We start from the raw sequence: 26252 nt of genomic DNA on the forward strand, positions 1-26252 counted from the left end.
CGCCGCTGTCGAAGCTGATGCCTTTGCCGACCTGGGCAATGCGGGCGCGTCGGCCTTTGCCGGGACGATTACCGCCGCACTGTTCCTCAAGCGTTTCGTCGCCGACGGCATCGCCTGGGCGCATGTCGACACCTTTGCCTGGCGCCCCTCGGCGAAGCACGGACGGCCCAAGGGCGGCGCGGCGCTGGGGATGCGCGCGGCGTGGGCGATGTTGCAGTCCCGCTATGACCGGCGGCGCAAGAGCGATGTTTCTTGATAAACGCCGTGCCGCTGGGCTAATGCGCCGCGATTGAGCGCCGGACGGCGGTTTTGACAGTATATTCGGGACAAGACGTGGCAGCAGAGGTCGAAAATTTGGCGGCGGGCCGCATCCGCATGGGACGCCCCGGCGCAGTCGGCGCCGGACGCGACCGGTTCGGCCTGAGCGGCACGTCGCAAAGCTATGACCCGCGCGTCGTCGCGATCCGCCCCGACCTTGCCGATATCGCGGTCGCGGGCCAGCATTTCGCACCGCATTATGCCGCGCCGATGATGAGCAGCTGCGTGCTGCCCTCGGCCGTGCTGCGCGGTGCGCCGTCGCTCGACGCCGACCAGACGAGCGAATTGCTCTATGGCGAGGGATTTGCCCTGCTCGACCTGACCGGCGGCTGGGCGTGGGGCTATTGCCTCGCCGATCATTATGTCGGCTACCTCGCCGCCGATGCGCTGGGCGCGCCGATCGCGCCGACGCACCGGGTGCGCGCGAGCGAGGCCCTGCTGCACAGCGCGCCCGATGCCGCAAGCGGCGGTTCGGCGGTGCTGCCGCGCGGGGCGTTGATGATGGGCGAGCCGCAAGGCGAATGGCTGGCGACCGCGCATGGCTACCTGCCGCTCGCGGCGCTCGCCGAGACCGACGTCGTCGAAGCCGATGCCGCGACCGTCGCCGAGGAACTGGTCGATGCCCCCTATTTGTGGGGCGGCCGCACCGCGGCGGGGATCGACTGTTCGGGGCTGGTCCAGTTGGCCTGGGGTGCCGCCGGCATCCAGTTGCCGCGCGACAGCGACCTGCAGTTCGCCGCGCTCGGCGCCGACAAGGATGTCGATCCGGCGCAGCTGGAGCGCGGCGATCTCGTCTTTTTCCCCGGCCATGTCGGCATCATGGCCGACGCGACCAACGTCATCCACGCGAGCCGACGATGGATGGCGGTGAAGGTTGAGCCGCTGGCCGACGTGATCGCGCGTTCGGTCGCCAAGGGACAGGAACCGCCGGTGAGCGGTTATAAAAGACTGAAATAATCTTATGACACAGACGGTTTTCATCGACGGCGCGGCGGGAACGACGGGCCTCGAAATCGCCGAGCGGCTCGCAGGGCGGGCCGAGTTTTCGCTGCTGACGCTCGACGAGGCACGCCGCAAGGATGCATCCGCGCGGCGCGAGGCGCTCAACGATGCCGATTTCGTTATCCTCTGCCTGCCCGACGCCGCAGCGATCGAGGCCGTCGGCATGATCGCGAACGACCGGACTAAGGTGATCGATGCGTCGACCGCGCATCGCGTCGCGCCGGGCTGGACCTATGGCTTTCCGGAATTGGCCGAGGGCCAGCGCGACGCGATTGCCGCTTCGACGCGGGTCAGCAACCCCGGCTGCTATCCCACCGGCTTCCTTGCGCTGGTCGCGCCGCTGGTCGCGGCGGGCATCGTCGCCAAGGACGCACGGCTGAGCGTCAATGCCGTGTCGGGCTATTCGGGCGGCGGCAAGGAACTGATCGCGCGCTTCGAGGCCGAAACCGACATCGGCTTTCGCAGCTATGGCCTGTCGCTCGGCCACAAGCATGTTCCCGAGATGCAGGCAGGATCGGGGCTGGTCCACGCCCCCGTCTTCGCGCCGGCGGTGGTGCCGGTCTATCGCGGCATGCTGGTCGAGGTGCCGCTGAGCTTCGACGCGCCGACGGCCGATGCGGCCGATGAAGCGCTCGCGGCGCATTATGCCGGATCGCGGCTGGTGCGCGTGCGCCGCGCCGGCGATGAAGGCGAACTCCTGCTGCGCAAGGGTGATGCCGCGACCGATACGATGGAGTTGATGCTCTATGCCAGCGCCGACGGCACGCAGTTGCGGCTGGTCGCGCGGCTCGACAATCTGGGCAAGGGCGCCAGCGGCGCCTGCGTCCAGAACCTCAACATTATGGCGGGCCTGCCCGAGACCACCGGGCTGCGGCTTTAGGCGATCAGTGGACGGTGTCGAGGACGTCGTCGATCGACAAATAGGTGATCAGCCGCTCGATCTGGCGCCAGCGCGCGAAATTTATATGGTTGCCGAGCGCGCGATACTGTTCGGCGCGCGCGGCGGCGGCATAGCCCGCCTCTTCGCCGTGAAGGCGGATCAGCGCCTGCGCGTCGTCGACCGCGGCGCGGTCGGCAAGAAATGGTGCTGGCAGCTGCATGGCGTCCCCGATCATGTCGCGGACCGCTTTACGCACGCCCCCTCACCGCGCCGTTCCCAATAGTGCTAAACAGACCGGTAAGGTTAACCGCGGACCGCATTCGGTTAACCACGGATAGCCCCGCGTTTCGCCTTTGCCGTCGCCGTTCGCGCGTGTAGACATGTCGTCATGCGCAAGATCCTCAAATATATCCTCATCGCCCTGCTGCTGGTCCTCGTCGTCGGCGGCATCATCCTTTACGTGATGTCGCGACCCGATGTGGCGCGCTTCTCGACCGCCGAACTCAGCGGGCGGGTGCCGGTGATGGCGCCGCAGGATTCGCAGACGATCCCGACGATGAACGTTCCCGAGGCAACCAAATGGCCGGCCGGCGAAGCCCCACGTGTCGCTGCAGGCCTCCGCGTCGAACGCTTTGCCGAGGGGCTGGCGCATCCCCGCACGATCTTCGTGCTGCCCAATGGCGACGTGCTGGTCGCCGAAAGCGAAAGCCCGCCGCGTGACACGTCGGGCATCGAGGGGCAGATCATGGGCAAGATGATGAGCAAGGCGGGCGCCGGCGGCAAATCGGCGAACCGCATCAGCCTGCTCCGCGACGCCGACGGCGACGGCAAGGCCGAGATCAAGACCGCTTACATCACGGGGCTTAACTCGCCCTATGGCATCGCGCTGGTCGGCAAGACGCTGTATGTCGCCAACACCGACGCGCTGCTCGCCTTCCCCTATGTCGAGGGCGAGACCGTCATGAGCGGCAAGCCGACCAAGATCGTCGACCTGCCCGCCAAGGGCACCAACCGCCACTGGACCAAGAGCCTGGCCGCCGCACCTAATGGCTGGCTGTATATCGGCGTCGGCGCCGACAGCAACATCGGCGAAAAGGGCATGAACCAGGAGTTCCGCCGCGCTGCGGTGCTCGAGGTGCGGCCCGAGAACAAATATGTGCGCACCTTCGCCGCGGGCATCCGCAACCCGGTCGGCCTCGCCTTCTATCCGGGCAGCGACCAGTTGTGGACCGTGGTCAACGAGCGTGACATGCTCGGCAGCGACCTGGTGCCCGACTATCTCGCCGAAGTCGACGAGGGCGACTTTTATGGCTGGCCCTGGTATTATTGGGGCGGTTTCGTCGACAGCCGCGTCGCCCCCGATGCCGATGATCGCCGCCAATATGTGAGGCGCCCCGAATATGCGCTGGGCGCACACACCGCGCCGCTGGGCATGACCTTCACCACCGGACTCGACCTCGGCGACCGCTTCGCCAATGGCGCGCTGATCGCCCGGCACGGGTCGTGGAACCGCGAGCCGGTCGCGGGTTACGACGTGGTGTTCGTGAAGTTCGGCGCGAACGGCAAGCCCGTCGACGCACTGCCGATCACCCTGCTCGACCAGTTCCTGTCGAAGGACGCCAAGACGACGCGCGGCCGCCCGGCGGACGTTAAGGTCGCGAAGGACGGAAGCGCGCTGATCGCCGACGACACCGGCAACACGATCTGGCGGGTATCGAAGGCTGGCTAAGTCACCGTCGCGTCCCGGAGCGCGCGATTCAGGGTTGTAACCCAGCCTGTATCAGGTCGATCGCCCGGTTGGCCGTCACCTCGAGTGCATCGGTTTCGGGAATGCAGCTGTCGAGTTGCGCAGGCAGGTTCGCCAACACGTCCCGTATGATGACCGGTGTCATCACCGTCGCCAGATCGAGATCCGGGCTGCGCCCCTTCAGCTTGCCCAGAAAATAGTTGCTGCCCGCATCAAGCGCCTGACGTTGTTCGGCACTGAGAGGGGCTCCGTGGCGGGGCGAAGCCGCGAACAAGCTGAGCGCGACATAGCAATTGGCATCGCGATGATCCTCTCCCGTCGGAGCTTTAGCTCCCGCCGGTGCCGCGAACAACGCCGCGCCGGCGATCAGCCCGAACGCCGATTTCACACGCATCCTCAGACGCGCATCGGCATCAGGACATAGAGCGCCGGGCTCTTCTCGCTTTCGCGGATCAGCGTCGGGGCGTTGGCGTCGGCGAGGTGAAGCTCGACATTGTCGCCGTCGACCTGGCCGAGGATGTCGCTGAGATAGCGGGCGTTGAAGCCGATCTCCATCGCGTCGCTGTCATAGGCGGCGGCGAGTTCTTCGGCGGCGGTGCCGTTTTCGGGGCTCGTCACCGACAGCGTGATGCGATCCTTGTCGAGCCCGACCTTGACCGCGCGGGTCTTTTCGCTGGCGATCGTCGAGACGCGGTCGACGCCCTGGAACAGGCTCTTGGGATCGACCTTGAGCAGCTTGTCGTTCGCGGTCGGGATGACGCGGCTATAGTCGGGGAAGGTGCCGTCGATCAGTTTCGAGGTGAGCACGGCATTGCCGAGCTGGAAGCGGATCTTGGTCGCCGACAGGCTGATTTCGACATTGCCCTCAGCCTCGTCGAGCAGCTTGCGAATCTCGCCGACGCATTTGCGCGGCACGATGACGTCGGGCATGGCGCCCGCGCCGTCGGGACGCGTGACGGTGTAGCGCGCGAGGCGGTGGCCGTCGGTCGCCGCGGCCTTGAGCACCGGGCCGCTCGCATCCTCGGCGACATGCAGGAAGATGCCGTTGAGATAGTAACGCGTTTCCTCGGTCGAGATGGCGAAGCGCGTCTTGTCGATGATCTGGATCAGTTCGGCGACCGGCAGTTCGAAATTGGTCGGCAGGTCGCCCTCGGCGATCACCGGGAAATCGTCGCGCGGCAGCGTCGGCAGGTTGAAGTTCGAGCGGCCGGCCTTGACCTGCATCTTGCCTTCGGCGGCGGCGAGGCTGACCTCGGCGCCCTCGGGCAGCTTGCGGGCGATTTCGAACAGGGTGTGCGCCGATACGGTGGTGGTGCCGGGGGTTTCGACCCGGGCCGCGATGGTCTCGACGACCTGCAAATCGAGGTCGGTCGCCATCAATTTCAGTTGGCCCGACGCATCAGCCTCGATCAGCACGTTCGACAGGATCGGGATGGTATTGCGCCGTTCGACCACCGACTGGACATGGCCGAGGCTCTTCAAAAGTACCGCGCGTTCGATCGTCGCTTTCATTTTTATTCCGCCATCCTAAGTGCTCGTGCGGGAGAAGTCCCGGGTGCGCGGATATCGCGAACGATTCGGCGCCCCGATTCCCTACCCCCGAAAATGTCCACCTTCCTTAACGCGCGTGGTGCGCCGCGCAAGCGATGCTTGCAATAGGCCGGTTTTCGCGCAAACGAGGCCCGATGCGCCGCGCCCTTTCCCTGTCGATCCTGCTCGCTGCGCTGCCCGCGATGGCGCTCGCGGCGCCGCGCACCGCGCTCGGCGTGTTCGACGGTTGGGGGGCGTTTCGCGACCCGGCGACGCCGCGCTGCTATGCCATCGCCGCCCCCGCCGCGACGATCGGCACGCCGCAGATCAAAGCCTATGCGAGCGTCGGCTACTGGCCCAAATCGCGCATTCGGGGCCAATTTTACGTCCGCCTGTCGAAAGCGCGGCGCGCCGGCAGCGAATTGCGGCTGACGATCGGCAGCCGTCGTTTCATCCTGACCGGAAAGGACGCGCATGGCTGGGCCAGCGACGCACGGATGGACGCTGCGATCATCGCGGCGATGCGATCGGCGCCGAGCATGAGCGTCGAGAGCGTGAGCGGCAACGGCGGATCGATCGCCGACACCTATCGCCTGCGCGGCGCGGCGACCGCGATCGATGCCGCGGCGCTCGGCTGCGCAAGCCTGGGGTGACGCCATGAAGACGATCGGCCTGATCGGCGGTTTGAGTTGGGAAAGCTCGGCGCAATATTACCGCCTGATCAACGAGGGCGTGAAGGCGCGGCTGGGCGGGCTGCATTCGGCGCGCGTGCTGATGCTGTCGCTCGACTTCGCACCGGTTGCCGCGCTGCAGGCGAGCGGCGACTGGGACATGCTCGATGCGCAAATGGCCGAGGCGGCGACGTCGCTGGCGGCCGGCGGCGCCGACATGCTGCTGATCTGCGCGAATACGATGCACCTGTGCGCCGAGGCCGTGGAAGCGGCGACCGACGTGCCGTTGCTCCATATCGCCGACCCCGCCATCGCCGCGATCCGCGCGGCAGGATATACGCGCGTCGGGCTGCTCGGTACCGCGTTCACGATGGAGAAGCCCTTTTACACCGGGCGCATAGCGGCGGCGGGGATCGAGGCGATCATCCCCGGCGACGCCGACCGCGCAACGGTGCACCGCATCATCTATGACGAGCTGGTGCAGGGCGTGATCCGCGCAGACTCGCGTGCCGAATATCGCCGCATCATCGCGGCGCTGGTTGCCGAGGGCGCCGAGGCGATCGTGCTGGGCTGTACCGAGATCATGCTGCTGGTCGATGCGAGCGACAGCACGGTGCCGCTGTTCGACACGCTGGCGCTGCACGTCGAGGCCGCGGTGGCGATGGCGCTCGACTGAGGCCCGAGCAGAAAATGGCGCAAATCTGCCGAACTTCACAGTGAAATCACGTTCGGACGCGCCGCCTGCTCCCCGTCCCGACAAGCGGGACCCCGGATCAAGTCCGGGGTGACGAAGGTTTGAACCAGTTGCAAAAATGCCCGGAAAACTGCGCAACTTCACACTGAAATGCCATTCGCCAACGCCGGGAAGCGCGCTTGAGGCCACCAAAGCCCCCGGTGCGCGATGGAAGAATGAGGATTTTGCGACCTTAAGCACCAGGCGGAACAGCCGCGACGGCGGGCAGGCAAAGGCGTCGGCGACGTTCACCCACCAGTGTGAAGCATGGCGATGTTTTTTAGGAAAGCGCTTTCGTCGGCTGCCGCGTCAGATCGGATGCATCGGCGGCAACATCAGCGGGTCAGCCGTATAGTTCCTGCATCTTCGCATTGATTTCGGCATAGGTCATGCCCGCCGAAACGGGGCTGCCGCTTGCGCGTTTCTGGACGTGCGGCCAGTCCTTGAGCGACTGCCAATAGCCGCCGGCGGTCAGCCCGGCGGCGGTCGCCTTGCTAGCGAAGATACGATAGCCGTTCTTCTCGCCGAGCAGGTCGGTGCTCCATTCGGCGTCGCCGTCCCGCTCCCAATAACAGTCCATCGCTTCGAGCCATTGATGCCAGGAAAATCCAGGCATCGCGCCGGTCACATGCGGGCCATGCTGCGGGCCGGCCGAAGCGATGCAATCGGCCAGAAAAGGCGCGCCATGGTCCTTCAATTTCTGAATGCCGGCATCGATCTGCTGCCTCGTTCGGCTCTGTCGCCACAGCTTTGCCTGTTCGAGCGGGGTGCGCCGTCCGAAATAGGGGATCATGACGACCCCCACCTTCGCACAAGCGTCGAGCGTCTTTTCCAGCGACGCGCGAAAATCGTCATCGAGCCCGTCGAGCGATATGGCCATGATCTTCCCTCCCCCCAGATGGTCAGCGGATCGATGGCAGCATAAGTTCGATTGCGGAGGCCGGTAGCGGAGATGGGACCGAAGTGGAGGTTTATGCCCGCGCCAGCTTCGTCAGTTCCTTTGCGATAAAATCGAGCACCAGCCGCACCCGCGGGACATGCCGCAGCCGTTCGTGGGTGAGCAGCCACAGCCCGGTCGTGTCCTCGTTTTTGGGCGGGATACAGCGGATGAGGTCGGGCTCGCGGTCGGCAAGGAAGGCGGGCAGTATCGTCAGCCCCATGCCCGAGCGCACCCCCGCGAGCAGCCCCGAGCCGGTGTCATATTTCATCACCACCGCCTCTTCGAGCCGGTGCTGGCGCAGCCACGCGAGATAGGGTTCCCAGACATGGCCGCCACCGCCGATGAAGGGGTGCATCGCCAATTCCTCGCGCGTGTGCGGGATGCCGTGGCGGTCGGCATAGTCGCGGCTGCAATAGACGGTCCAGGGATTGTCGGCGATGCGCCGCCCGACAAGCCCCGCCCCGGTCGGCTGCTTGCTGCTGCGGATCGCGATGTCGGCGGCGCCCGACGACAGGTCGCGCTGTTCGTCGGCGGTGTCGAGATGGATATGGATGCCGGGATGCGCGGCGCGCAGGTCGCGCAGGATCGGCGGCAGCACGGTGACCGCGAAAATCTCCATCGTCGTCAGGCTGACGGTGCCGCCGGCGTCGCGCGACTGCGCCCCTGCCGCCGCGCCGAAGCGGTCGGCGGCGTCGCGCACCGCCATCGCATGCGCGACCAGCCCCTCGCCCGCCGGGGTCAGCGCATAGCCCGCCTGCCGCCGTTCGAAGAGCGCGACCCCGGTCGCCTCCTCTAGCGCGGCGATGCGGCGCGCGACGGTGGTCTGGCTGACGCGCAGCGCCTGCGCCGCCGCCAGCGTACTGCCGGTATCGGCGACCGCGAGGAAGGATTTGAGGTCGTTCCAGTCGAACATAATGCCTTGTGCGATATAGGCCGCGCGCGTGCATTCTGCAATTTTGCAGAATGGTCCGCCAACATCGTTGCTCCCGCAGCCCGGGGGCGGGGTTTATCTGTGTCTTACCGGCTTCCTCCCCTCCTCTTCAGCCGGCCGAAGGAGACACAAGATGTCAAAGCTTCTGATCCTCGCCGCGCTCGCCGCCACCACGCTCGGCCAGCCCGCCTTTGCCCAGACCGCACCCGCCGCCGCGCCGCGCACCGCGGTCGTCCAGCACTCCGACCTCGACCTGCGCAGCGAAAGCGGGACCAAGACGCTCGATCGCCGCATCTGGCGCGCGGTGGTCGACGTGTGCGGCACCGCGTCGGACTTCGACCTCGCGGGCAAGAATGAGGTGCGCGAATGTCGCCGCGACACCAGGGCCGTCGCGGCGATCGAGGCCAATGCCGTCGTCGCGAGCGCGACGCGCGGCGAACCGATCCGGGTTACGTCGATCGCGAAGTGATCCGCTGAAGCCTGAGGCACTCCAGGCTCGCTGGCGTGCCCCTGCCAAGGCGGGGGCACGCCATTTTTATGCGGGCGGGACCGGCGCCCGGCTTCAGGCGCGCGCGTCGAAGTCCGCCCGCGCGCCCTCGACCCGGTCCAGATTGGCCTCGGCCCAGAGCCAGACGCCGCAAAAGGCCTCGCCGAGACTCTGACCGAGTCCCGTCAGCCGATATTCGACCTTGGGCGGGATCACCGGGTGCACGGTGCGATGGACCAGCCCGTCGCGCTCCATGGCGCGCAGCGTCTGCGTCAGCATCTTCTGGCTGATTCCCGGCACCAGCCCTGCCAGCCGCGTGAAGCGGCACTCGCCATGATCCTCCAGCGCCTCCAATATCAGCATCGTCCATTTGTCGGCGACTCGGCCGATCAACTCGTTGACCAGCGCCTCAACGCGCGGGTCGAGCGGTTCTGAATGCGTGTGCGGACTTTTTTCAGGAGCTGACATGGCGAAAAATCCAAATCTTTCTTCTCGGTAAGTATAGCACTTTTCAGTGCCTTCTTTCTTTTGGAGAGTATAGGCCTATCTGGCCGGTCTCACCACCCCCAATGGAGAAACGATCATGAAGACCACAGGCAACACGATCCTGGTAAGCGGCGGCGGTTCGGGCATCGGGCTCGCGCTCGCGCAGCGCTGGCACGACGCCGGCAACCACGTCATCATCACCGGGCGCAACGCCGCGAAACTCGACGCCGCAATCGCCGGACGGCCGAACATGACGGCTACAGCGCTCGACGTCACCGACGCCGATGCGATCGCCGCCTTCGCCAAGGACATCGTCGCGCGCTTCCCCGCGCTCAATGTGCTGGTCAACAATGCCGGCATCATGGCCCCCGAGGATGCCAGCACGAAACGCGACCTCGCGCATGCCGAGGCGACCGTGGTCACCAACATCCTGGGGCCGATCCGGCTGACCGACGCGCTGGTCGACCATCTGGCGGCGCAGGACGATGCCGCGATCGTCAATGTCACGTCGGGGCTGGCGTTCGTGCCGCTGCCGAAGGCGCCGACCTATTCGGCGACCAAGGCGGCGATGCACAGCTACTCGGTCGCGCTGCGCATCCAGCTCGAAGGCAAGGTCGAGGTGATCGAACTGGCGCCGCCCGCGGTGCGCACCGACCTGACCCCCGGCCAGTCGACGCGCGAGGGCTATATGCCGCTCGACGATTTCGCCGACGAAGTGATGGGCCTGTTCGCGGCCCAGCCGACGCCCGAGGAAATCCTGGTCCAGAATGTGCTGCCGCTGCGCAACGCCGAGGCCAATGGCAATGTGCCCGCGGTGCTGGGCATGCTGAAGTCGCTGTGATCGCATTCCCCTCCCGCGAGGGAGGGGATATTGCTTGCTGTGGCCAGTTTGAGACACTTAGTTACATAAGCGCTTGCCGAAGTCCCGGACTCGGCGCATGATCCCCCTCGAACGACACGGAAGACGCCCCAAGGGCGCGCCGTGCGGTCGCCACGGCAACGGAGAGGGAGATGCCGGAATGACTGTAACCAGCCGCTGTGATGCGGAAGCCCGCGAGCGGCACCGGACGCTCGATTTCATCGGCCTGCGCGCGCATGCGACCACCGTCGGGCTGATCCAGCTGTGCGAAGAACTGCTCAACGCGGGCATTTTGACCCCCGACGGGCTCGAGCGAATCAAGGGCGCGATCCGGTCCGAACTGACCGTGTGCAACGCGCGCATCTCGAACCAGCCGACCTTCGACGACACGCTGCGCCGCCGGCTCGACGCGATCTTCCCGAAGTGCGCGGGCGTGCCGCCCGAAGAAGCCGTGGGCTGCGCCGAACCTTTCGCCGAGGCGCTGGGCGAGGCGCGGGCGCACTGACGAGCCAAGGCGCGCGACAGCGACGCGAGGCCGGGCTATGCGCGGCCTTGCAATGGCCGATGGCGAATCCCGGGACCAGCGCATAGCGCGCGTATCGCGACGATGGCTGATGGCAATCGCCCTGCCCGTCTTCGCATCACTGGTCGGCGGTCTCTGGCTGGTCAGCGCGCGGCATCAAGCTGATCTGAAGGCCGCTCCGACCGTGCTCGACCTGAAAAGCGCCCGCACCGCGCGGGCGGTGCTCGATTGCTTGCGCGAAGATGCAACCGGCCACTTGCCCCTGCGACGCACGACGCGGGTTCCCGACTGGATGGACGACGACCGCATGGCGCGTTATCGCCTTTACAATCCGGTATGGAGCATCGAGGTCATGGTGCTTCCCGACCAGCCGACGCGTATCGTGGTGCGCCGTCCCAAGGGCGAGCTTGCCCCGCGTCACCGCGCCGCCATCCTGCACTGTCGCTAGGCCCGATTGCACAAATCGCCCTTCCCCACTATATGGCCGCGCATCATGCAGATTCCCGGCCATATCGACCCCGTCACGACGGGCACCGTCCCCTTGCGCGGGGGCAACCGTATCGACCTGGTCGGGCTGACCCGCGACGCCATCGGCGGGGTGCTGGTCGAGGCGGGCCTTGATGCCAAGGCGGCCAAGCTGCGCGCCAAGCAGATCTGGCACTGGATCTATCATCGCGGGGTCACCGATTTCGAGGTGATGACCGATATTGCCAAGGCGATGCGCCCTTGGCTCACCGACCGTTTCATCATCGGCCGCCCGACGGTGCGCGAGGCGCAGGTGTCGAGCGACGGCACGCGCAAATGGCTGCTCGCCGCCGCCGACGGCCAGGAATATGAGATGGTCTTCATCCCCGACGCCGATCGGGGAACGCTCTGTGTATCGAGCCAGGTCGGCTGCACGCTCAATTGCCGTTTCTGCCACACGGGTACGATGCGCCTCGTCCGCAACCTCGCGGCGGGGGAAATCGTCGGGCAGGTGATGCTGGCACGCGACGAACTGGGCGAATGGCCGAAGGGCACGATGGCCGGTTTCGGCCCCGATCCCGACGACGACGAAGAGGACGAAGGCGGTCATTACACCGCCGACGGCCGCATCCTGACCAACATCGTGATGATGGGCATGGGCGAGCCGCTGTATAATTTCGACGAGGTCAAGGGCGCGCTCAAGATCGTCATGGACGGCGACGGGCTGGCGCTGTCGCGGCGCCGCATCACCCTGTCGACCAGCGGCGTGGTGCCGATGATGGCGCGCGCCGGCGAGGAAATCGGCGTCAACCTCGCAGTCTCGCTGCACGCGGTGACCAAGGAAATCCGCGACGAGATCGTGCCGCTCAACCGCAAATATGGCATCGAGGAATTGCTGCAGGCCTGCGCCGCCTATCCGGGCGCGGGCAATTCGCGGCGCATCACCTTTGAATATGTGATGCTGAAGGACAAGAATGACAGCGACGACGATGCGCGCGAGCTCGTCCGGCTGATCAGGGACTACGGACTGCACGCCAAGGTCAACCTGATTCCCTTCAACCCATGGCCCGGCGCGGCCTATGAATGTTCGACCCCCGAACGGGTCAAGGCGTTCAGTAACCTGATCTTCAAGGCCGGGATTTCGGCGCCGGTGCGCACCCCGCGCGGGCGCGACATCATGGCGGCGTGCGGGCAGCTGAAAAGCGCGGCGACCAAGCCGACGCGCGCCGAACTCGACCGCATCGCCGAGGAAAAGCAGGCCGCGCTCGGCTGACCGGCGCCCGCGCCGCGACCACATTATCACAATCGACCGCCCGGGACGCCCAACCGCGCCCCGCGCCTCGTTGTGTCGGCGGCCCCGTGTGTTGCAAAAACAACACAGGTAAGAAAATTGTCACAATCTGAATGATCCATTCATTGAAGCGACAGGCGAAATCGCCATTTAGGCCCCGGGTCGCGCTCCAAAAGAATGTGTCCCACCAAAGCAAAAGGAAAAGAAAATGAAGAAGTTCGCAGTTGCAGCCGCTCTCCTCTCGGCCGTCGTCGCCACCCCCTCGTTCGCTGCCGAAGGCGGCGAAGGCCATGTCGAAGTTCGCGGCGGCCTGATCACCGGCAACGGGATCGACGAAGGCACGCTCGGCCTCGCAGCAGGTTATGATTTCGACCTCGGCAGCACCGCATTCGTCGGCGCCGAAGTCGCCGGCGACAAGGTCCTCGTCGACGGCGCGGACGTCCAGTTCTCGGCCGGTGGCCGCATCGGTGCGAAGCTCGGCGACAGCGGCAAGCTGTACGCGACCGGCGGTTACACCTTCAGCGACATCGACGATCCGTATGTCGGTGCCGGCTACCAGCACAAGTTCGGCTCGAACGTCTATGGCAAGGTCGAATATCGCCACCAGTTCATCAGCAACTTCGGCGACTTCGACAGCTTCGTCGCTGGCGTCGGCTTCGCTTTCTGATTTTTCGGAAAATCGAACGAACAGGAAGGGCGGCCCTGCGGGGCCGCCCTTTTTCGTTGGGGCCGCTTAGTTCTGGAAAACCGCCGCTGTCCCCGGCTTGACCATCTGCGCAAGGCGTGCGGCGTCCCAGTTGGTCAGGCGCACGCAGCCATGGCTTTCGGCGCGGCCGATGGTGTGCGGTTCGTTGGTGCCGTGAATGCCGTAGTGCGGCTTGTTGAGGTCGAGCCAGACGACGCCGACCGGGCCGTTGGGACCGGGCTGCAGCAATTGCGCGTCCTTGTTGTCGCTGACGTCCCAGAACAGCTTGGGATTATAATGGAAATCGGGGTTGCGGCTGACGCCCTGGATCTTCCACGTCCCGATCGGCAGCGGGTCGCGGTGGCTGCCCATCGTCGCGGGGAACAGAGCGATCAGCTTACCGTCCGCGTCATAGGCCTTGAGCACGCCCTCGCTCTTGTCGACGACGACCTTGTCGGCGGCGGGCTGCGTCGCGGCGACACCCAGTTTCTGCAAGGTCGCGCCCCAGCCGCGCGCATCGTCGGCGGCCGGCAGCGGATCGACATCGGGAATATTGGGGACGCGCAGCGTCTTGCCCGCGCCGATCGGCGTTTCGGGCGTGTTGAGCGCGACGATCGTCTCGGGCGTGGTGTGGAAACGCTCGGCGAGCGCCTCCATCAGATTGCGATAGCCGAGCGCGGGCAGCTTCGCCTGGTCGGCGGCATCGTCGGGAAAATCGGGCACGAAGGGGCCGGCGGCGAAGGCGGCGGGGATGACGACGAGGCGGGTCGCGGCGACATTATTCCACTGCTGCAGCTTCGCGAGCGTCGCGTCGTCGAGCTTGCCGCTTTCGTCGAGGTCGTGCGCCGCCTGGAACCCGCGCAGCGCCGCGACATAGGATTGCCCCTCCTTGCCGTCGATCACCCCGGGCGAAAAGCCGAGCTGGGCGAGGATCACCTGCGCGCGCAAGACCGGCGGCTCAGCGAAGGGCGTCGCCGCCTTGGCATCGGTGAAGCGGAGCGTCCCGGCATCGGCAGGGGCGCTGCGCTCGGCGGGCTTGTCTGTTTTGCTTTCGGTGGGAGAATTGCATCCGGCGAGGAGGATAAGGGCAGGCAAACAGGGAATAATTTTCACGCGATGCTCCTGTGGAGGGTCCAGCCTATCAACGTTGGCGGCGCAGGAAGGATGCAAGGCACGGCGCCGGGCCGGCTTGTGCGGGCGTCGTCGCGGCGCTAGCGCCGAGGTCGAACGACGCGAACGGAGGGCAGCATGGATTATGCGATCGACGCCGTGCTGACCGGCAAGGCGCGCGCCTTTGGCGACGATGGCGAGCCGAGCGCGATCGCGAAACAGGTGGTGGCGGGACCGCTGCGCGTCCGGGCGCTCGGCATCGAGGGCGACGAGCAGGCCGACCTGACCGTCCATGGCGGCACCGACAAGGCAATCCACCATTATCCGCGCGATCATTATGGCTGGTGGGCCGCGACGCTGGGCGACCATGCGCTGCTCGACGCGCCCGGCGCGTTCGGCGAGAATATCTCGACCGCGGGGCTGGTCGAGAGCGAGGCGTGCATCGGCGACCGCTATCGCCTCGGCAGCGCGCTGGTCGAGATCAGCCAGGGGCGGCAGCCGTGCTGGAAGCTCGGCCACCGTTTCGGCATCGCGAGCGTGCCCGCCACGGTGGTCAAGTCGCGGCGCAGCGGCTGGTACTACCGGGTGATCGAGGATGGCGCGGTGGCGGCGGGCGACGTGCTCGAACTGGTCGATCGCCCCCTCCCCGACTGGAGCGTCGAGCGGGTGTTCGCGCTGCTGATCGGCGGCGCCGGGAAACGCGAGCCCGACGCGCTGCGCGCGCTGGCGGAGATGGACGTGCTGGCCGCGACGTGGCGCGTGCGCGCGGGGAAATTGCTGGGTTAACAAGCATCGTCATTGCGAGCGCAGCGAAGCAATCCAGGGCGGTTTACGCATGCTCTGGATTGCTTCGCTGCGCTCGCAATGACGGACCTAATTGGTATCCGGCAGCGCGTCCTCGACCAGCGGCGCCAGCCCCTCGACGATCACCCCGACCCCCTTCGCATTGGGGTGGACATTGTCGCCAAGCATCAGCGCCTTGTTCGTCACCACATTGTCGAGGATGAAGGGATAGAGGCTCGCGTCATATTTGGCCGCGAGTTCGGGATAGATCGGGTTGAACGCCGTCGCATAGTCGCTGCCCATGTTCGGCGATGCCATCATGCCGGTGAGCACGACCGGGATGTCGCGCTTCTGAAGTTCGGCGAGCATCGCGTCGAGATTGGCGCGCGTTTGCGCGGGATGAATGCCGCGCAGCATGTCGTTGCCGCCGAGGCCGAGCAGCACGAGCGCGGGCTTCACCTTGGCATTGTCGAGCACGAAATTGAGCCGCTGGCGTCCCGCCTGCGTGGTGTCGCCCGACACCCCCGCGTTCTGGACACGCGCGACAACGCCGTCGGCGGCGAGCGCGGCCTGCAATTGCGGCGCGAGGCCTTCCTTCGGGCCGAGCTGATAGCCCGCATAAAGGCTGTCACCGAAGGCAATGACGAGCGGCGCGTCGGCGGGGATCGCGGCGGCCTTGGTCGAAGGTTCGGCATCCTTCGTCGAAGCGGCGCCATTTTCCGCCGATCCGCATGCGGCGAGCGGTTGGCAAAGCGCGATCACGCAACCATATACCAAAAACGAGCGCCATCCGGCCTTGATCATTCCAAAGGGTCCCTTCTTGACCGATCTCTCCCGACCGCCGGCTGACGCCGCGATCGCCGCCCATAATGTGACGCTCACGCTCGGCACCGACAAGGCCCCCGTCGAAATTTTGCGCGGCATCGACCTGAGCGTCGCCGCCGGCGAATCGGTCGCGTTGCTCGGGCCGTCGGGGTCGGGAAAAAGCTCGCTGATGGCGGTGCTCGCGGGGCTCGAACGCGCGAGCGGCGGGACGATCCATGTCGCGGGGACCGACTTCACCACATTGGACGAGGACGGCCTCGCGCGCGCGCGGCGCGGACGGATCGGCATCGTGCTGCAGGCCTTTCACCTGTTGCCGACGATGACCGCGCTGGAAAATGTCGCGGTGCCGCTCGAGCTGGCGGGCCACGCCGATCCGTTCGGCCGCGCGGCGCAGGAACTGAAGGCGGTCGGTCTCGGCCATCGCCTCACCCATTATCCCGCGCAGCTGTCGGGCGGCGAGCAGCAGCGCGTCGCGATCGCGCGCGCGATGGCGGGTGAGCCCGCGATCCTGTTCGCCGACGAGCCGACGGGCAATCTCGACACCGCAACCGGCCATGCGATCGTCGACCTGCTCTTCTCGCGCGGCAAGGAACTCGGCGCGACCTTGCTTGTCATCACGCATGATCCCGAACTTGCCGAGCATTGCGACCGCGTGCTGGTGATGCACGACGGGCGGATCGACGAGGAACGCGCCGGTAGGACACCGCGCTGATGCTGCCCTTCGCCGCTCTCTGGCGCATCGCAAGGCGCGACCTCGCGACGCGGATTCGCGGGCTCCGGCTGCTCGCGGTTTGCCTGTTCCTCGGCGTTGCGACGCTCGCCGCGATCGGCAGCCTGACGCGCGGCATCACCTCCGAACTCGAGGTGCGCGGGCAGACGATCCTCGGCGGCGATATCGAATTCGGGCTGCCGCAGCGGCAGGCGAGTGAAGCCGAAATGGCGGCATTTCGCGACGTCGGACAGGCATCGGCGACGGTGCGGATGCGGGCAATGGCGAACGACCCCGACGGCGAGGCCTTGCTGTCCGAGCTTAAGGCGGTCGACGGCGCCTATCCGCTGTACGGGACGATGCGGCTCGAAAGCGGCGTGCGGCGCGGGCCGCCGCCGGTGGGCGCGATCTGGATCGGCGCCGACCTCGCGTCGCGGCTGCAGCTCAAGGTCGGCGAGCAGGTCAAGTTCGGCGACAAGAGCTTCCACATCGACGGCATTGTCGCCGAAGAGCCCGACCGGCTGGGCGAAGGTTTCACGCTCGGCCCGGTGGCGATCATCGGGCTGGGCGACCTTGAGGCCACGAAGCTGATCCAGCCGGGCAGCCTCTACGAGAGCAAATATCGCGTTCGCCTGCCCAATAGCGCCAATCCCGAGACGGTCGGCAAGACGCTGACCGAGAAATTCCCCGAGGCGGGGTGGGAGATCACCGACCGCAGCAATGGCGCGCCGGGGACGCGGCGTTTCATCGAGCGCATGGGGCAATTTCTGTCGCTCGTCGGGCTCGCGGCGCTGGTAATCGCGGGGATCGGCGTCGGCAATGGCGTCGCTTCTTATCTTGCGGGCAAACGGCCGGGGCTCGCGACCTTGAAGGTGCTCGGCGCCGACAGCGGTACGGTGATGCGCATCTATGGCCTGCAGATCCTTGCCGTCGCGGCAGTGTCGATCTTCGCCGGCCTCGTTGTCGGCGCGCTGGCGCCCGCAGCGATCTCGGCGATCGCGGGCGATGTGCTGCCGGTGAAGCCCGGCGTCGCCATCTATCCGTTGCCGCTGGCGATCAGCGCCGCCTATGGCCTGCTCATCGCGATCGCCTTCGCGCTGCCCCCGCTCGCCGCGACGCGGCGGGTGCCGGCGGCGGGGCTGTTCCGCGCGACGATCGACGGTGCGGGACGGCCGGAAAAGCGGACGATTTTCGCGGTGGGCGCGGCGCTGGCGGCCATCGTTGCACTCGCGGTCGGGACGGCGCGCGAGCCGCTCTTCGCGCTCGGTTTCATCGGCGCCGCGGCGGGGCTGCTGCTGCTGCTCGTCGGCATCGGCTGGCTGGTCCGCAAGGGTGCGAGCCTCGTGCCGCGCCCGAAGCAGCCCTTGCTCCGCCTCGCGGTCGCGAACCTCCACCGCCCCGGTGCCGCCACCGGCGCGCTGGTGGTGGCGCTCGGGCTCGGCCTCACCCTGTTCGTCACGCTCGCGGCGATCCAGACGAGCATCACCGCCGAAATCTCACGCACCGTGCCGCAGCGCGCGCCGAGCTTCTTCGTGCTCGACATCCCGCGCGACGGGGCTGGCCAGTTCCGGTCGATGATTACCAAGGCGGCGCCCGACGCCGATATCAACCTGATCCCGGCGCTGCGCGGCAGCGTCACCGAATATGCGGGCCAGCGCGTCGACGAGCTCGAACAATTGCCCGAGGGCGCGTGGGTGCTGCGCGGCGACCGCGGGCTGACCTACAGCCCGACGCTGCCCAACGGCAGCGAACTGACGGCAGGCCAGTGGTGGCCCGCCGACTACAAGGGGCCGCCGCTGGTCAGCGTCGAGGCGGAGGTCGCGACATCGCTCGGCCTCAAGATCGGCGACACGCTGTCGGTCAACGTGCTGGGGGTCGAGGTGCAAGCGAAAGTGGCGTCCTTCCGCACGGTCGAATGGGACAATTTCGGGCTGAACTATGTGCTCGTCTTTTCGCCGGGTAGCTTCGACGCCGCGCCGCACAATATGGTCGCAACGGTGGCGGTGCCGCCCGCGGCCGAAGCCGAGCTGGCACGCAGCATCCCGCGCGCCTTCCCTTCCGCCTCGCTGATCGCGGTGCGCGACGTCATCGGGCAGGTCACGACCCTGCTCACCCAGATGAGCCAGGCGATCGCCGCCGCGGCGAGCATCGCGATCCTCGCCGGCATCGCGGTGCTGATCGGCGCGATCGCGGCGAGCCGCGAACGACGCGTCTACGACAGTGTGATCCTGAAGCTGCTCGGCGCGACGCGCGGGCAGATCCTCGGCGCGCAGGGGCTGGAATATGCCGTGCTCGCACTGATCCTTGCTGCACTCTCGCTCGGGCTGGGCCTTGGTGCCGGCTGGTATGTCGTGACGCAGATCTTCGACTTCGGCTTCGCGCCCGATCCGTTCATCATCGGCATGACGCTGCTCGGCGGCGCCGGGCTGGCGTTCCTGATCGGGATTGCCGGAAGCTGGCCGTTGCTGTCGGTGCGGCCCGCGAGCGCGCTGCGCAGCCTCTAGTTCAAGAGCCGCACCACCGCCGATATCGCCGCCAGCCCCAGCACGGCGGCGACCATCGCCTGCCACACATGCGCGGGGACGCGGCCGAAGTGGCGCGCGCCGACAAGGTTGCCGAGCCACATCGGCGGAAAGAGGATCAGCGCGATCAGGAACAATTTCCACGTCGCAATGCCGACCCACAGCGCGGCAAGCGTGCCCGCAATCGCAGTGCCGAAGAAGATCAGCAGCATCGATGCGCGGGCGACCTTGGGGTCGAGCGAGCGGCGCAGGTAGAAGGGCACGACCGGCGGCCCGGGCATCGCCGCAAAGCCGGTGAGGATGCCCGACGCGAAGCCCGTGCCCGCCACCGCGGCGCGGGTCGGGCGGTGGCCATCGGGATGCTTCGGAAGCAGCACGGCGATGAAGGCGCCGACAGCGGCCAGCGTGATCAGCAGCCGCGCGATGTCCGATGGCGTCGCGTCGAGCGCGACCATGCCGAGCGGCGTCGTCACCATCGCGAGCAGCGCGATCAGGACCGCAGTCGACCGGTCGGCGTCGGCCATGATGATGCGGATGCCGACGGGGCCGATCAGCAGCTGGAGCAATATGCCGAGCACCACCGCTTCTTCAGGGCTGATGATGAGGCCGAGCAACGGCACGAGGATGATCGCCATGCCGAAACCGGTCAGTCCGCGTACATAGGCGGCGCCAAAGGTCATCGCGCCGGCGCCCGCCAGCGTGAGCGGCGCGATACCGACGAGTTGCTGGACACCGCTCATGATTTCGGGCCTAGGGTTACCAGCCACACGTCGGGCGGCACGCCATAGCGCAGCGGCAAGATGCTGGTCCCGAGCCCAGCGCCGACGAAGATTTTCTGGCCGCCGTCGGTGATCGCGCCGCAGCCGAAGCGATCGCCATATCTCGACGCGTGGGTGAGCGGCCCGACGAAGGGCAGCGCGATCTGGCCGCAATGGGTGTGGCCCGCGAAGACGACATCGACCGGCGCGGGCAGGTCGGGGACGATGTCGGGGCTGTGCGTCGTCAGGATGCGCGGCCCTGGCCCCAGCGCATCCATCACGGCGTAGGTGCGCTTCAGATTGTCATGATTGGTGATCTCGTCGTCGACCCCACCGACGATCAGCGGCCCGCGCCGCACCGCCTGGTTGCGCAGCACGGTGACACCCGCGGCCTTCATGCCCTTCGCGATCGGTTCGGGCTGGAACCAATAGTCATGATTGCCGAGCACCGCGATCACGCCATATTTCGCCTTCGCCTCGGCAAAGGGCGCGGTCAGTTCGGCGGCCGAATAGTGGCGCGTCGCCAGCGTCTTGCCGCTGTGGAAATCGCCCGCGAGCAGGATCAGGTCCGGCTTCAGACCATTGAAGCGGCGCATCAATGCCGCGAGCCGCTCGGGCGGCATATCGGGACCCGCGACGTGCGTGTCGGAGACGAGCAGCACGCGCATCGGCGGCGCGTCCGCGGGCCAGTCGGCGAGTTCGACACTCGCGGTGCGGATGATCGGATCGGCGCTGGCGTTCCACAGCCCGCGGCCGATCAGCAGCAGCCCGAGCAGGACCAGCAGCAACAGCCAGCGCCGCCACCGGCGGCGCGGCTTGCTCGCGGCCGCGCTCAACCGCGCAGGTCGGGCGGGGTCGCCTCGCCCTTGAGCATCGCGATCGCCTCGGCGAGCGGCATGATGCGCTGGCCATCCTGCCCGAGCGTGCGGATCGCGACCGTGCCTTCCTCGGCCTCGCGCTTACCGACGACGAGGAGGTAGGGGACCTTTTGCAGGCTGTGTTCGCGGACCTTGTAGTTGATCTTCTCGTTGCGCAGGTCGCTCTCGGCGCGGATGCCCGCAGCGGTGAGCTGCGCGAGCGCATCCTTGGCATAATCGTCGGCGTCGCTGACGATCGTCGCGACCACCGCCTGCACCGGCGCGAGCCAGACCGGGAAGCGGCCCGCGAAATGCTCGATCAAGATGCCGATGAATCGCTCATAGGTGCCGAGGATCGCGCGGTGGAGCATCACCGGGCGATGCTTTTCGCCATCCTCGCCCACATAAGCCGCGTCGAGGCGTTCGGGCATCACGCGGTCGGACTGGATCGTCCCGCACTGCCAGGTGCGACCGATCGCGTCGGTCAGGTGGAATTCCAACTTCGGCGCGTAAAAGGCCCCCTCGCCGGGCAATTCTTCCCAGCCATAATCGTCGTTCGCCATGCCGGCGCGCTCGACCGCTTCGCGCAGTTCGGCCTCGGCCTTGTCCCACATTTCCTCGGTGCCGAAGCGCATCTCGGGGCGCAGCGCCAGCTTCACCGCATATTTTTCGAAACCGAGCTGCTTGTAGACGCGGTCGAGCAGTTCGCAGAAAGACCGCACTTCCTCGACGATCTGGTCCTCGCGGCAGAAGATATGGCCGTCGTCCTGCGTGAACTGGCGCACGCGCATGATGCCGTGCAGCGCGCCATGCGGCTCGTTGCGGTGGCAGCAGCCCATTTCGGCCATGCGCAGCGGCAGGTCGCGGTACGACTTCATGCCCTGGCGGAAGATGAGGACGTGCGCCGGGCAGTTCATCGGCTTCAATGCCATCCACTCGGCATCGTCCGAAACGAGCGGGCCTTCATCCTCGATGTTCGGCACCTCGTCGGGGATGACGAACATATTCTCGCGATATTTGCCCCAGTGGCCCGACTGTTCCCACTGCTTGGCGTCCATGACCTGAGGGGTCTTGACCTCCTGATAGGCGGCGCCGTCGATCGCGCGGCGCATATAGGCCTCGAGCTCGCGATAGATGCGATAGCCCTTGGGATGCCAGAAGACGCTGCCATGCGCCTCTTCCTGCAGGTGGAACAGGTCCATCTCGCGCCCGATCTTGCGGTGGTCGCGCTTCGCGGCTTCCTCGAGCCGGACGAGATGTTCGGCGAGCTGCTTCTTGTTGAGCCAGCCGGTGCCGTAGATCCGGCTGAGCTGCGCATTCTTCTGGTCGCCGCGCCAATAGGCGCCCGAGACGCGCGTCAGCTTGAACGCTGCGGGGTCGAGCTTGCCGGTCGAGGCGAGGTGCGGGCCGCGGCACATGTCCATCCAGCCGTCGCCGCTGCGATAGACGGTGAGTTCCTCGCCCTCGGGCAGTTCGTGCGCCCATTCGGCCTTGAAGCTCTCGCCATCGGCCGCCCATTTCGCGATCAGCGCATCGCGTTCCCACACCTCGCGCGTGAGGGGCAGGTCGGCGGCGATGATCTTGCGCATCTCCTCCTCGATCAGCGGCAGCTCCTCGTCGCGGAACGGGCCGTGCTCGGCGGTCGGCGCGAAATCATAATAGAAACCGTCGTTCGTCGAGGGACCGAAGGTGATCTGCGTGCCCGGAAACAGGTTCTGCACCGCCTCCGCCAGCACATGCGCAAAGTCGTGGCGAAAGAGTTCGAGCGCGTCGGCCTCATCGCGGCTCGTCACCAGCGCGAGGTTCGTGTCTTCCTCCAGCGGCCGCATGATGTCGCGCAGCTCGCCGTCGATCTTCGCCGCGAGCGCGGCCTTGGCGAGGCCGGGTCCGATGTCGGCCGCGATCTGGGCCGGGGTAGTCCCGCGCGCAACTTCACGGGCAGAGCCATCGGGAAGGGTGACGCGGATCATCTGGGACATTGGAAAAATCGGCCTTTCTGGCGGGGTAAAGAGCGCCCCTTTGCCAGCATGCGATAGGAGCGGCAAGGGGCGGATTCGCAACGGCGGCGGCAATTGCGCTTGCAATGATATAATGTATCATTATCTGGACAGGCCAACCGCCTCACGAAAGCTCCCCCATGCCCCTGCCCGCCGCGCGCCCGCGCCTCGCCGACCTGATCGGCCTGGCCTTGTCGGCGACCTGCCTGATCCACTGCCTCGCGCTGCCGATGCTGCTGTTGCTCGCGCCCGCGATCGGCCATTGGATCGCGCTTCCCGAATGGACGCATGCGGCGATCCTGACGCTGGCGCTGCCCGCCGCTTATGGTGCGATGCGCGGGGGTTGGCACCGGCATCGGCGATCGGCGCCCGCGGTGACCGCGGCGGCGGGGCTCGCCTTGCTGGCGCTGGGACTGGCCGCGCATGAAGGATGGTTCGCCGCGATCGACCCCGAGGCGGGCGACCGGCTGCTCACCACCGCGGGGGCGCTGGCGCTCGCCGCGGCGCATGTCGCCAATTGGCGGCTGTCGCACCGCCGGCCGTGTGCCTAGGGGTTACGGCAGGCCGACAGTTTTTCGACGTAGGCTTCGAGCGCGCCGGGCTTGCCGGTGAAGGCGCTGTCGAACGCCGCCTCGATCGCGGGCCTGAGCCGCTTGGACGCCTCGAAGATCGGGCGCGGATCGCCGCCCGCCGCATCCTGTCGCGACAGTGCCTTCTCGCTCCACCGGCCGTGGATGTCGAAGGCGGGTTTCAGCTGAATTTCGGACGGCATCGCGGCCATGACCTGGTCGACGAGGCGGCCGTCGTTGATCGCCATGCCCCATGTTTCCCATTGCAGCGTGCAGGCGACCTCCGCCTCGAGCGTGTCGGCAACGGGCGGCGCGGACTGGCCCTTTTGCCAGCCGGTCTTCGCTTCGGCAGCGCCCTGGGCGAGGACGGCCTCGGCCTTGGCACGCGCCTTGGCCTCGTCCTCGCCCGCTGCTGGCGCCGCGCCGCAGGCGACGAGCATGAGCGCAAGAGCCGGGCTTAGTCGTTTCATTTCAATCCCCTGATCGCCGCGGCGGCGGCACGTCGGCCTGCGTGATGGCCTGCGGACTCTTGCGACGCAAGAGCGCACGGTAAGAGCGACCTTGTCATTATGTCAATGCTACTTGACAATAGCGACTCATCTTGTCAATGTTCCTTGACTGATTAACAAGGGAGCTTGACCAATGCAGCAAATCCTGCGCGCCCTGCCATGGGCCATCGCCATCCTGCTGATCGCGCTCGCCGGCGCGGCGGACATCATTCCGGCGGCGACGGCCAGCTCGCTCGTCACCGTGTTACCGTTGGTAATGGTGGCGACGCTGGCGCGAACGGCGCGCTGCGCTCTGCGGCAGGAGGGCGCCCGACATGTCGGCTGAGGTCGCGGCACGCCGCAGCTCGGTCTTTTGGGTCGCCCTGTTCCTCATCGGCATGTTCGGGACGGGCATCGGAGCGCGGGTCGCCGGCCTGAGCGGCGTCTGGACGATGATCGTCATGCTTCCGCCGATGCTGCTGCTGATCCCGATGATCCGCTCGGTCGAACGCAGCAGCGCGGCGCAGGGATGCGCCTCGCCCGCGCTGCAGCGATATAATCGCCGGGCGCTGACCTGGTCCTTCGCCTATGTCGCCATGTTGTTTCTGGCGATCACGGTCAACGACCGGCTGCATCCCCAAGGGCCCCTGCTGTGGGCGATCGCGATCCTTCCCGCCCTGCCCATCCTTTATATGGTCTGGTCCTTCCATCGCTATTTGGTCGAGGAAACCGACGAATATCTGAAGATGCGCAATATCGGCAACGCGCTGGTCGGCATGGGCGTCGTCCTCGCGGTCGCGACCGTGTGGGGCTTTCTGGAAAGCTTTGGCGTCGTACCGCACGCGCCCGGCTGGCTGGTCGTGCCGCTGTGGGGCTTTGGGCTGGGCGCGGCGCAGATCTGGCGCATGGTGCGCGGCGCGTGAGGAACCGCCTGAAAGTCCTGCGCGCCGAGCGCGACTGGAGCCAGCAGGATCTCGCCGAGCGGCTGGAAGTGTCGCGCCAGTCGGTCAATGCGATCGAGACCGGCAAATATGACCCGTCGCTGCCCCTCGCCTTCCGCATCGCCGACCTGTTCGGCATGCCCATCGAAGAAATTTTCCAGAGAGACTGATCGCATGAAACATCGTTTTTCCGTCGCCGCCCTGTTCATCCTGGGCATCGCGCTGCTGATCGGGGCGCGGGCGAAAGCCGCCGAACCCTGCCCCGCCGGCCTCAATGAAGGCAAACGCATCACCGTGCTGGTCGAGGGGCCAGATGCTACGGGCGCCCCCGACGTCGTGCTGATCCCCGGCCTGTCGAGTCCGCGTGCGGTGTGGGATGCGACCGCCGAACGGCTCAAGGGCCGATACCGGCTGCACCGCATCCAGATCCGCGGTTTCGGCGACGATGCCGGGATCAACGCCGAAGGCCCGGTACTGGTCGGCGTGGTGGCCGAGGTTGCCGACTATATCGACGATTGCATCACCGATGCCGGGCGCCCGGCCCCCGCGGTGATCGGCCATTCGATGGGCGGGTTGACCGGGCTGATGGTCGCGGCGCGAGCACCGGGCGAGATCGGAAAGCTGATGATCGTCGATGCCGTGCCCTTCATCGGGCTGCTCTTCAATCCCGCCGCGACGGTCGAGAGCGTGACGCCGCAGGCCGACCAGATGGCGGCGATGATGCGCGCGCAATATGGCCAGCCGGTGCCCGCCGGTCCCGCGACCGACCCCGGGCCGATGAGCATGGCGGGGAGCATGTCGAACACGGCGGCGGGGCGCACCGCGATTGCTGGCTGGACGCGCACCGCCGACCCGCGCGTCACGGCGCAGGTCTTTCGCGACGTGATGGTGACCGACATGCGCGGCGAACTCGCGGCGGTGACCGCACCCGTGACCCTGCTCTACGCGCAGGACGACAGCCTGATGCCCGCCGAGCGCGCGAAGGTGGCGTTCGAACCGCAATATGCGGGACTGGCACGCTTCAAGGCGCAGATCGTGCCGGGGAGCCGGCACTTCATCATGCTCGACCAGCCCGAGGTTTTTGCGCGCGCCGTGGATGCATTTCTCGGCGAATAGCCGCCGATCGATGCCCCCCGCCCTTGCCC

Annotated in this window: 31 protein-coding genes and 1 pseudogene; 20 read left to right on the forward strand and 12 right to left on the reverse strand. The window is 66.8% G+C overall.

All coding sequences use genetic code 11. The annotated features are described in order from the left end of the window. The 3 genes and pseudogenes from B1A78_RS10065 to argC all read left to right on the forward strand — a co-directional run. Positions 1–256 (forward strand): annotated as a pseudogene (locus B1A78_RS10065) (hypothetical protein); the annotation flags it as partial. A 77-nt stretch (positions 257–333) separates the two neighbouring features. Beyond that, positions 334–1275, forward strand: coding sequence for a C40 family peptidase (locus B1A78_RS10070; protein ID WP_256837665.1), 942 nt, complete (start codon positions 334–336; stop codon positions 1273–1275). Positions 1276–1279: 4 nt separating this feature from the next. Next, complete coding sequence (argC, locus tag B1A78_RS10075) at positions 1280–2200, forward strand: N-acetyl-gamma-glutamyl-phosphate reductase (RefSeq protein ID WP_077146839.1); 921 nt, start codon at positions 1280–1282, stop codon at positions 2198–2200. A 4-nt stretch (positions 2201–2204) separates the two neighbouring features. On the opposite strand, the gene B1A78_RS10080 is transcribed toward argC, so the two are convergent. Beyond that, positions 2205–2456 (reverse strand): hypothetical protein, encoded by a 252-nt coding sequence (locus B1A78_RS10080; protein WP_372236873.1) that lies wholly within the window; start codon positions 2454–2456, stop codon positions 2205–2207. Positions 2457–2588: 132 nt separating this feature from the next. Between B1A78_RS10080 and B1A78_RS10085 the strand changes: the two genes are divergently transcribed. Then, a complete protein-coding gene (locus tag B1A78_RS10085) occupies positions 2589–3929 on the forward strand; it encodes a sorbosone dehydrogenase family protein (RefSeq protein WP_077146840.1) in 1341 nt (446 codons plus the stop codon). A 28-nt stretch (positions 3930–3957) separates the two neighbouring features. Here the strand turns inward: B1A78_RS10085 and B1A78_RS10090 are convergent, their stop codons facing one another. Further along, positions 3958–4341, reverse strand: coding sequence for a hypothetical protein (locus B1A78_RS10090; protein ID WP_077146841.1), 384 nt, complete (start codon positions 4339–4341; stop codon positions 3958–3960). A 2-nt stretch (positions 4342–4343) separates the two neighbouring features. Further along, on the reverse strand, positions 4344–5459 hold the full coding sequence (gene dnaN, locus B1A78_RS10095) for a DNA polymerase III subunit beta (protein WP_077146842.1): 1116 nt from the start codon (positions 5457–5459) through the stop codon (positions 4344–4346). Between the two features lie 173 nt (positions 5460–5632). Here dnaN and B1A78_RS10100 point away from each other — a divergent pair, with 173 nt between their 5' ends. Both B1A78_RS10100 and B1A78_RS10105 read left to right on the forward strand, forming a co-directional pair. Next, positions 5633–6130, forward strand: coding sequence for a hypothetical protein (locus B1A78_RS10100; protein WP_077146843.1), 498 nt, complete (start codon positions 5633–5635; stop codon positions 6128–6130). A 4-nt stretch (positions 6131–6134) separates the two neighbouring features. Next, a complete protein-coding gene (locus tag B1A78_RS10105) occupies positions 6135–6824 on the forward strand; it encodes an aspartate/glutamate racemase family protein (RefSeq protein ID WP_077146869.1) in 690 nt (229 codons plus the stop codon). Positions 6825–7224: 400 nt separating this feature from the next. Here B1A78_RS10105 and B1A78_RS10110 read toward each other — a convergent pair whose 3' ends face one another. Both B1A78_RS10110 and B1A78_RS10115 read right to left on the reverse strand, forming a co-directional pair. Continuing rightward, positions 7225–7761, reverse strand: a complete 537-nt coding sequence (locus B1A78_RS10110; RefSeq protein WP_077146844.1) for a M15 family metallopeptidase — start codon at positions 7759–7761, stop codon at positions 7225–7227. A gap of 91 nt (positions 7762–7852) precedes the next feature. After that, complete coding sequence (locus B1A78_RS10115) at positions 7853–8734, reverse strand: LysR family transcriptional regulator (protein WP_077146845.1); 882 nt, start codon at positions 8732–8734, stop codon at positions 7853–7855. A gap of 151 nt (positions 8735–8885) precedes the next feature. On the opposite strand from B1A78_RS10115, the gene B1A78_RS10120 reads away from it, so the two are divergent. After that, positions 8886–9221, forward strand: coding sequence for a UrcA family protein (locus B1A78_RS10120; protein WP_077146846.1), 336 nt, complete (start codon positions 8886–8888; stop codon positions 9219–9221). Positions 9222–9314: 93 nt separating this feature from the next. Here B1A78_RS10120 and B1A78_RS10125 read toward each other — a convergent pair whose 3' ends face one another. Next, positions 9315–9707 (reverse strand): helix-turn-helix domain-containing protein, encoded by a 393-nt coding sequence (locus B1A78_RS10125; RefSeq protein ID WP_077146847.1) that lies wholly within the window; start codon positions 9705–9707, stop codon positions 9315–9317. Positions 9708–9822: 115 nt separating this feature from the next. Between B1A78_RS10125 and B1A78_RS10130 the strand changes: the two genes are divergently transcribed. The 5 genes from B1A78_RS10130 (at position 9823) to B1A78_RS10150 (ending at position 13530) form a co-directional block, all read left to right on the forward strand. Further along, positions 9823–10566: an SDR family oxidoreductase gene (locus B1A78_RS10130; RefSeq protein ID WP_077146848.1), complete on the forward strand. Its 744-nt coding sequence runs from the start codon at positions 9823–9825 to the stop codon at positions 10564–10566. Between the two features lie 178 nt (positions 10567–10744). Next, positions 10745–11089, forward strand: a complete 345-nt coding sequence (locus B1A78_RS10135) for a hypothetical protein (protein WP_077146849.1) — start codon at positions 10745–10747, stop codon at positions 11087–11089. A 109-nt stretch (positions 11090–11198) separates the two neighbouring features. Further along, on the forward strand, positions 11199–11555 hold the full coding sequence (locus B1A78_RS10140) for a hypothetical protein (protein ID WP_144037764.1): 357 nt from the start codon (positions 11199–11201) through the stop codon (positions 11553–11555). Between the two features lie 45 nt (positions 11556–11600). Continuing rightward, positions 11601–12845 (forward strand): 23S rRNA (adenine(2503)-C(2))-methyltransferase RlmN, encoded by a 1245-nt coding sequence (rlmN, locus tag B1A78_RS10145; protein WP_077146851.1) that lies wholly within the window; start codon positions 11601–11603, stop codon positions 12843–12845. Positions 12846–13071: 226 nt separating this feature from the next. Beyond that, a complete protein-coding gene (locus B1A78_RS10150) occupies positions 13072–13530 on the forward strand; it encodes an outer membrane protein (RefSeq protein WP_077146852.1) in 459 nt (152 codons plus the stop codon). A gap of 66 nt (positions 13531–13596) precedes the next feature. Here B1A78_RS10150 and B1A78_RS10155 read toward each other — a convergent pair whose 3' ends face one another. Then, the gene (locus B1A78_RS10155) at positions 13597–14661 is read right to left on the reverse strand and encodes a L,D-transpeptidase family protein (RefSeq protein ID WP_077146853.1); all 1065 of its coding nucleotides are present in this window, start codon (positions 14659–14661) and stop codon (positions 13597–13599) included. A 135-nt stretch (positions 14662–14796) separates the two neighbouring features. Here B1A78_RS10155 and B1A78_RS10160 point away from each other — a divergent pair, with 135 nt between their 5' ends. Next, positions 14797–15444 carry an MOSC domain-containing protein gene (locus B1A78_RS10160; RefSeq protein ID WP_077146854.1) on the forward strand — a complete coding sequence of 216 codons (648 nt, stop codon included), beginning with the start codon at positions 14797–14799 and terminating at the stop codon, positions 15442–15444. Between the two features lie 87 nt (positions 15445–15531). On the opposite strand, the gene B1A78_RS10165 is transcribed toward B1A78_RS10160, so the two are convergent. Continuing rightward, a complete protein-coding gene (locus tag B1A78_RS10165) occupies positions 15532–16245 on the reverse strand; it encodes an arylesterase (RefSeq protein ID WP_077146855.1) in 714 nt (237 codons plus the stop codon). Between the two features lie 16 nt (positions 16246–16261). Here B1A78_RS10165 and B1A78_RS10170 point away from each other — a divergent pair, with 16 nt between their 5' ends. Together B1A78_RS10170 and B1A78_RS10175 are read left to right on the forward strand one after the other, a co-directional pair. Next, entirely contained in the window at positions 16262–16978 is a 717-nt protein-coding gene (locus tag B1A78_RS10170; RefSeq protein ID WP_077146856.1) for an ABC transporter ATP-binding protein, read from the forward strand. Beyond that, positions 16978–19479, forward strand: coding sequence for an ABC transporter permease (locus B1A78_RS10175; RefSeq protein ID WP_077146857.1), 2502 nt, complete (start codon positions 16978–16980; stop codon positions 19477–19479). Before B1A78_RS10170 ends, B1A78_RS10175 begins: the two co-directional genes overlap by 1 nt. Here the strand turns inward: B1A78_RS10175 and B1A78_RS10180 are convergent. From B1A78_RS10180 to thrS, 3 genes are read right to left on the reverse strand one after another with little or no spacing between them, the layout of a single operon-like run. Further along, entirely contained in the window at positions 19476–20237 is a 762-nt protein-coding gene (locus B1A78_RS10180; RefSeq protein ID WP_077146858.1) for a sulfite exporter TauE/SafE family protein, read from the reverse strand. The two genes, B1A78_RS10175 and B1A78_RS10180, sit on opposite strands and share 4 nt — an antisense overlap. After that, positions 20234–21091 carry a metallophosphoesterase gene (locus tag B1A78_RS10185; protein ID WP_077146859.1) on the reverse strand — a complete coding sequence of 286 codons (858 nt, stop codon included), beginning with the start codon at positions 21089–21091 and terminating at the stop codon, positions 20234–20236. The genes B1A78_RS10180 and B1A78_RS10185 overlap by 4 nt, the downstream gene beginning before the upstream one ends. Beyond that, positions 21088–23091, reverse strand: coding sequence for a threonine--tRNA ligase (gene thrS / locus B1A78_RS10190; protein ID WP_077146860.1), 2004 nt, complete (start codon positions 23089–23091; stop codon positions 21088–21090). The genes B1A78_RS10185 and thrS overlap by 4 nt, the downstream gene beginning before the upstream one ends. Positions 23092–23249: 158 nt before the next feature. Here thrS and B1A78_RS10195 point away from each other — a divergent pair, with 158 nt between their 5' ends. Continuing rightward, on the forward strand, positions 23250–23660 hold the full coding sequence (locus tag B1A78_RS10195) for a MerC domain-containing protein (protein WP_077146861.1): 411 nt from the start codon (positions 23250–23252) through the stop codon (positions 23658–23660). Here B1A78_RS10195 and B1A78_RS10200 read toward each other — a convergent pair. Then, entirely contained in the window at positions 23657–24148 is a 492-nt protein-coding gene (locus B1A78_RS10200) for a hypothetical protein (protein ID WP_218667960.1), read from the reverse strand. The two genes, B1A78_RS10195 and B1A78_RS10200, sit on opposite strands and share 4 nt — an antisense overlap. 172 nt (positions 24149–24320) lie before the next feature. Between B1A78_RS10200 and B1A78_RS10205 the strand changes: the two genes are divergently transcribed. From B1A78_RS10205 to B1A78_RS10220, 4 genes are read left to right on the forward strand one after another with little or no spacing between them, the layout of a single operon-like run. After that, positions 24321–24512, forward strand: coding sequence for a hypothetical protein (locus B1A78_RS10205; RefSeq protein ID WP_077146863.1), 192 nt, complete (start codon positions 24321–24323; stop codon positions 24510–24512). Beyond that, positions 24502–25089 carry a hypothetical protein gene (locus B1A78_RS10210; protein WP_077146864.1) on the forward strand — a complete coding sequence of 196 codons (588 nt, stop codon included), beginning with the start codon at positions 24502–24504 and terminating at the stop codon, positions 25087–25089. Before B1A78_RS10205 ends, B1A78_RS10210 begins: the two co-directional genes overlap by 11 nt. Next, on the forward strand, positions 25086–25277 hold the full coding sequence (locus tag B1A78_RS10215; RefSeq protein WP_077146865.1) for a helix-turn-helix transcriptional regulator: 192 nt from the start codon (positions 25086–25088) through the stop codon (positions 25275–25277). The genes B1A78_RS10210 and B1A78_RS10215 overlap by 4 nt, the downstream gene beginning before the upstream one ends. A gap of 4 nt (positions 25278–25281) precedes the next feature. Then, entirely contained in the window at positions 25282–26223 is a 942-nt protein-coding gene (locus B1A78_RS10220) for an alpha/beta fold hydrolase (RefSeq protein WP_077146866.1), read from the forward strand. Positions 26224–26252: the final 29 nt, after the last annotated feature.

This window comes from Sphingopyxis sp. KK2, assembly GCF_001990265.1.
Classification (GTDB): Bacteria; Pseudomonadota; Alphaproteobacteria; order Sphingomonadales; family Sphingomonadaceae; genus Sphingopyxis.

What these genes read in the sequence shown, in the direction of transcription:
- argC (WP_077146839.1), top strand. Translation starts at nt 1,280, where the DNA reads ATGACACAGACGGTTTTCATCGACGGCGCGGCGGGAACGACGGGCCTC.
- B1A78_RS10085 (WP_077146840.1), top strand. Translation starts at nt 2,589, where the DNA reads ATGCGCAAGATCCTCAAATATATCCTCATCGCCCTGCTGCTGGTCCTC.
- B1A78_RS10090 (WP_077146841.1), bottom strand. Translation starts at nt 4,341, where the DNA reads ATGCGTGTGAAATCGGCGTTCGGGCTGATCGCCGGCGCGGCGTTGTTC.
- dnaN (WP_077146842.1), bottom strand. Translation starts at nt 5,459, where the DNA reads ATGAAAGCGACGATCGAACGCGCGGTACTTTTGAAGAGCCTCGGCCAT.
- B1A78_RS10100 (WP_077146843.1), top strand. Translation starts at nt 5,633, where the DNA reads ATGCGCCGCGCCCTTTCCCTGTCGATCCTGCTCGCTGCGCTGCCCGCG.
- B1A78_RS10105 (WP_077146869.1), top strand. Translation starts at nt 6,135, where the DNA reads ATGAAGACGATCGGCCTGATCGGCGGTTTGAGTTGGGAAAGCTCGGCG.
- B1A78_RS10110 (WP_077146844.1), bottom strand. Translation starts at nt 7,761, where the DNA reads ATGGCCATATCGCTCGACGGGCTCGATGACGATTTTCGCGCGTCGCTG.
- B1A78_RS10115 (WP_077146845.1), bottom strand. Translation starts at nt 8,734, where the DNA reads ATGTTCGACTGGAACGACCTCAAATCCTTCCTCGCGGTCGCCGATACC.
- B1A78_RS10120 (WP_077146846.1), top strand. Translation starts at nt 8,886, where the DNA reads ATGTCAAAGCTTCTGATCCTCGCCGCGCTCGCCGCCACCACGCTCGGC.
- B1A78_RS10125 (WP_077146847.1), bottom strand. Translation starts at nt 9,707, where the DNA reads ATGTCAGCTCCTGAAAAAAGTCCGCACACGCATTCAGAACCGCTCGAC.
- B1A78_RS10130 (WP_077146848.1), top strand. Translation starts at nt 9,823, where the DNA reads ATGAAGACCACAGGCAACACGATCCTGGTAAGCGGCGGCGGTTCGGGC.
- B1A78_RS10135 (WP_077146849.1), top strand. Translation starts at nt 10,745, where the DNA reads ATGACTGTAACCAGCCGCTGTGATGCGGAAGCCCGCGAGCGGCACCGG.
- B1A78_RS10140 (WP_144037764.1), top strand. Translation starts at nt 11,199, where the DNA reads ATGGCAATCGCCCTGCCCGTCTTCGCATCACTGGTCGGCGGTCTCTGG.
- rlmN (WP_077146851.1), top strand. Translation starts at nt 11,601, where the DNA reads ATGCAGATTCCCGGCCATATCGACCCCGTCACGACGGGCACCGTCCCC.
- B1A78_RS10150 (WP_077146852.1), top strand. Translation starts at nt 13,072, where the DNA reads ATGAAGAAGTTCGCAGTTGCAGCCGCTCTCCTCTCGGCCGTCGTCGCC.
- B1A78_RS10160 (WP_077146854.1), top strand. Translation starts at nt 14,797, where the DNA reads ATGGATTATGCGATCGACGCCGTGCTGACCGGCAAGGCGCGCGCCTTT.
- B1A78_RS10165 (WP_077146855.1), bottom strand. Translation starts at nt 16,245, where the DNA reads ATGATCAAGGCCGGATGGCGCTCGTTTTTGGTATATGGTTGCGTGATC.
- B1A78_RS10175 (WP_077146857.1), top strand. Translation starts at nt 16,978, where the DNA reads ATGCTGCCCTTCGCCGCTCTCTGGCGCATCGCAAGGCGCGACCTCGCG.
- B1A78_RS10180 (WP_077146858.1), bottom strand. Translation starts at nt 20,237, where the DNA reads ATGAGCGGTGTCCAGCAACTCGTCGGTATCGCGCCGCTCACGCTGGCG.
- thrS (WP_077146860.1), bottom strand. Translation starts at nt 23,091, where the DNA reads ATGTCCCAGATGATCCGCGTCACCCTTCCCGATGGCTCTGCCCGTGAA.
- B1A78_RS10195 (WP_077146861.1), top strand. Translation starts at nt 23,250, where the DNA reads ATGCCCCTGCCCGCCGCGCGCCCGCGCCTCGCCGACCTGATCGGCCTG.
- B1A78_RS10200 (WP_218667960.1), bottom strand. Translation starts at nt 24,148, where the DNA reads ATGAAACGACTAAGCCCGGCTCTTGCGCTCATGCTCGTCGCCTGCGGC.
- B1A78_RS10205 (WP_077146863.1), top strand. Translation starts at nt 24,321, where the DNA reads ATGCAGCAAATCCTGCGCGCCCTGCCATGGGCCATCGCCATCCTGCTG.
- B1A78_RS10210 (WP_077146864.1), top strand. Translation starts at nt 24,502, where the DNA reads ATGTCGGCTGAGGTCGCGGCACGCCGCAGCTCGGTCTTTTGGGTCGCC.
- B1A78_RS10220 (WP_077146866.1), top strand. Translation starts at nt 25,282, where the DNA reads ATGAAACATCGTTTTTCCGTCGCCGCCCTGTTCATCCTGGGCATCGCG.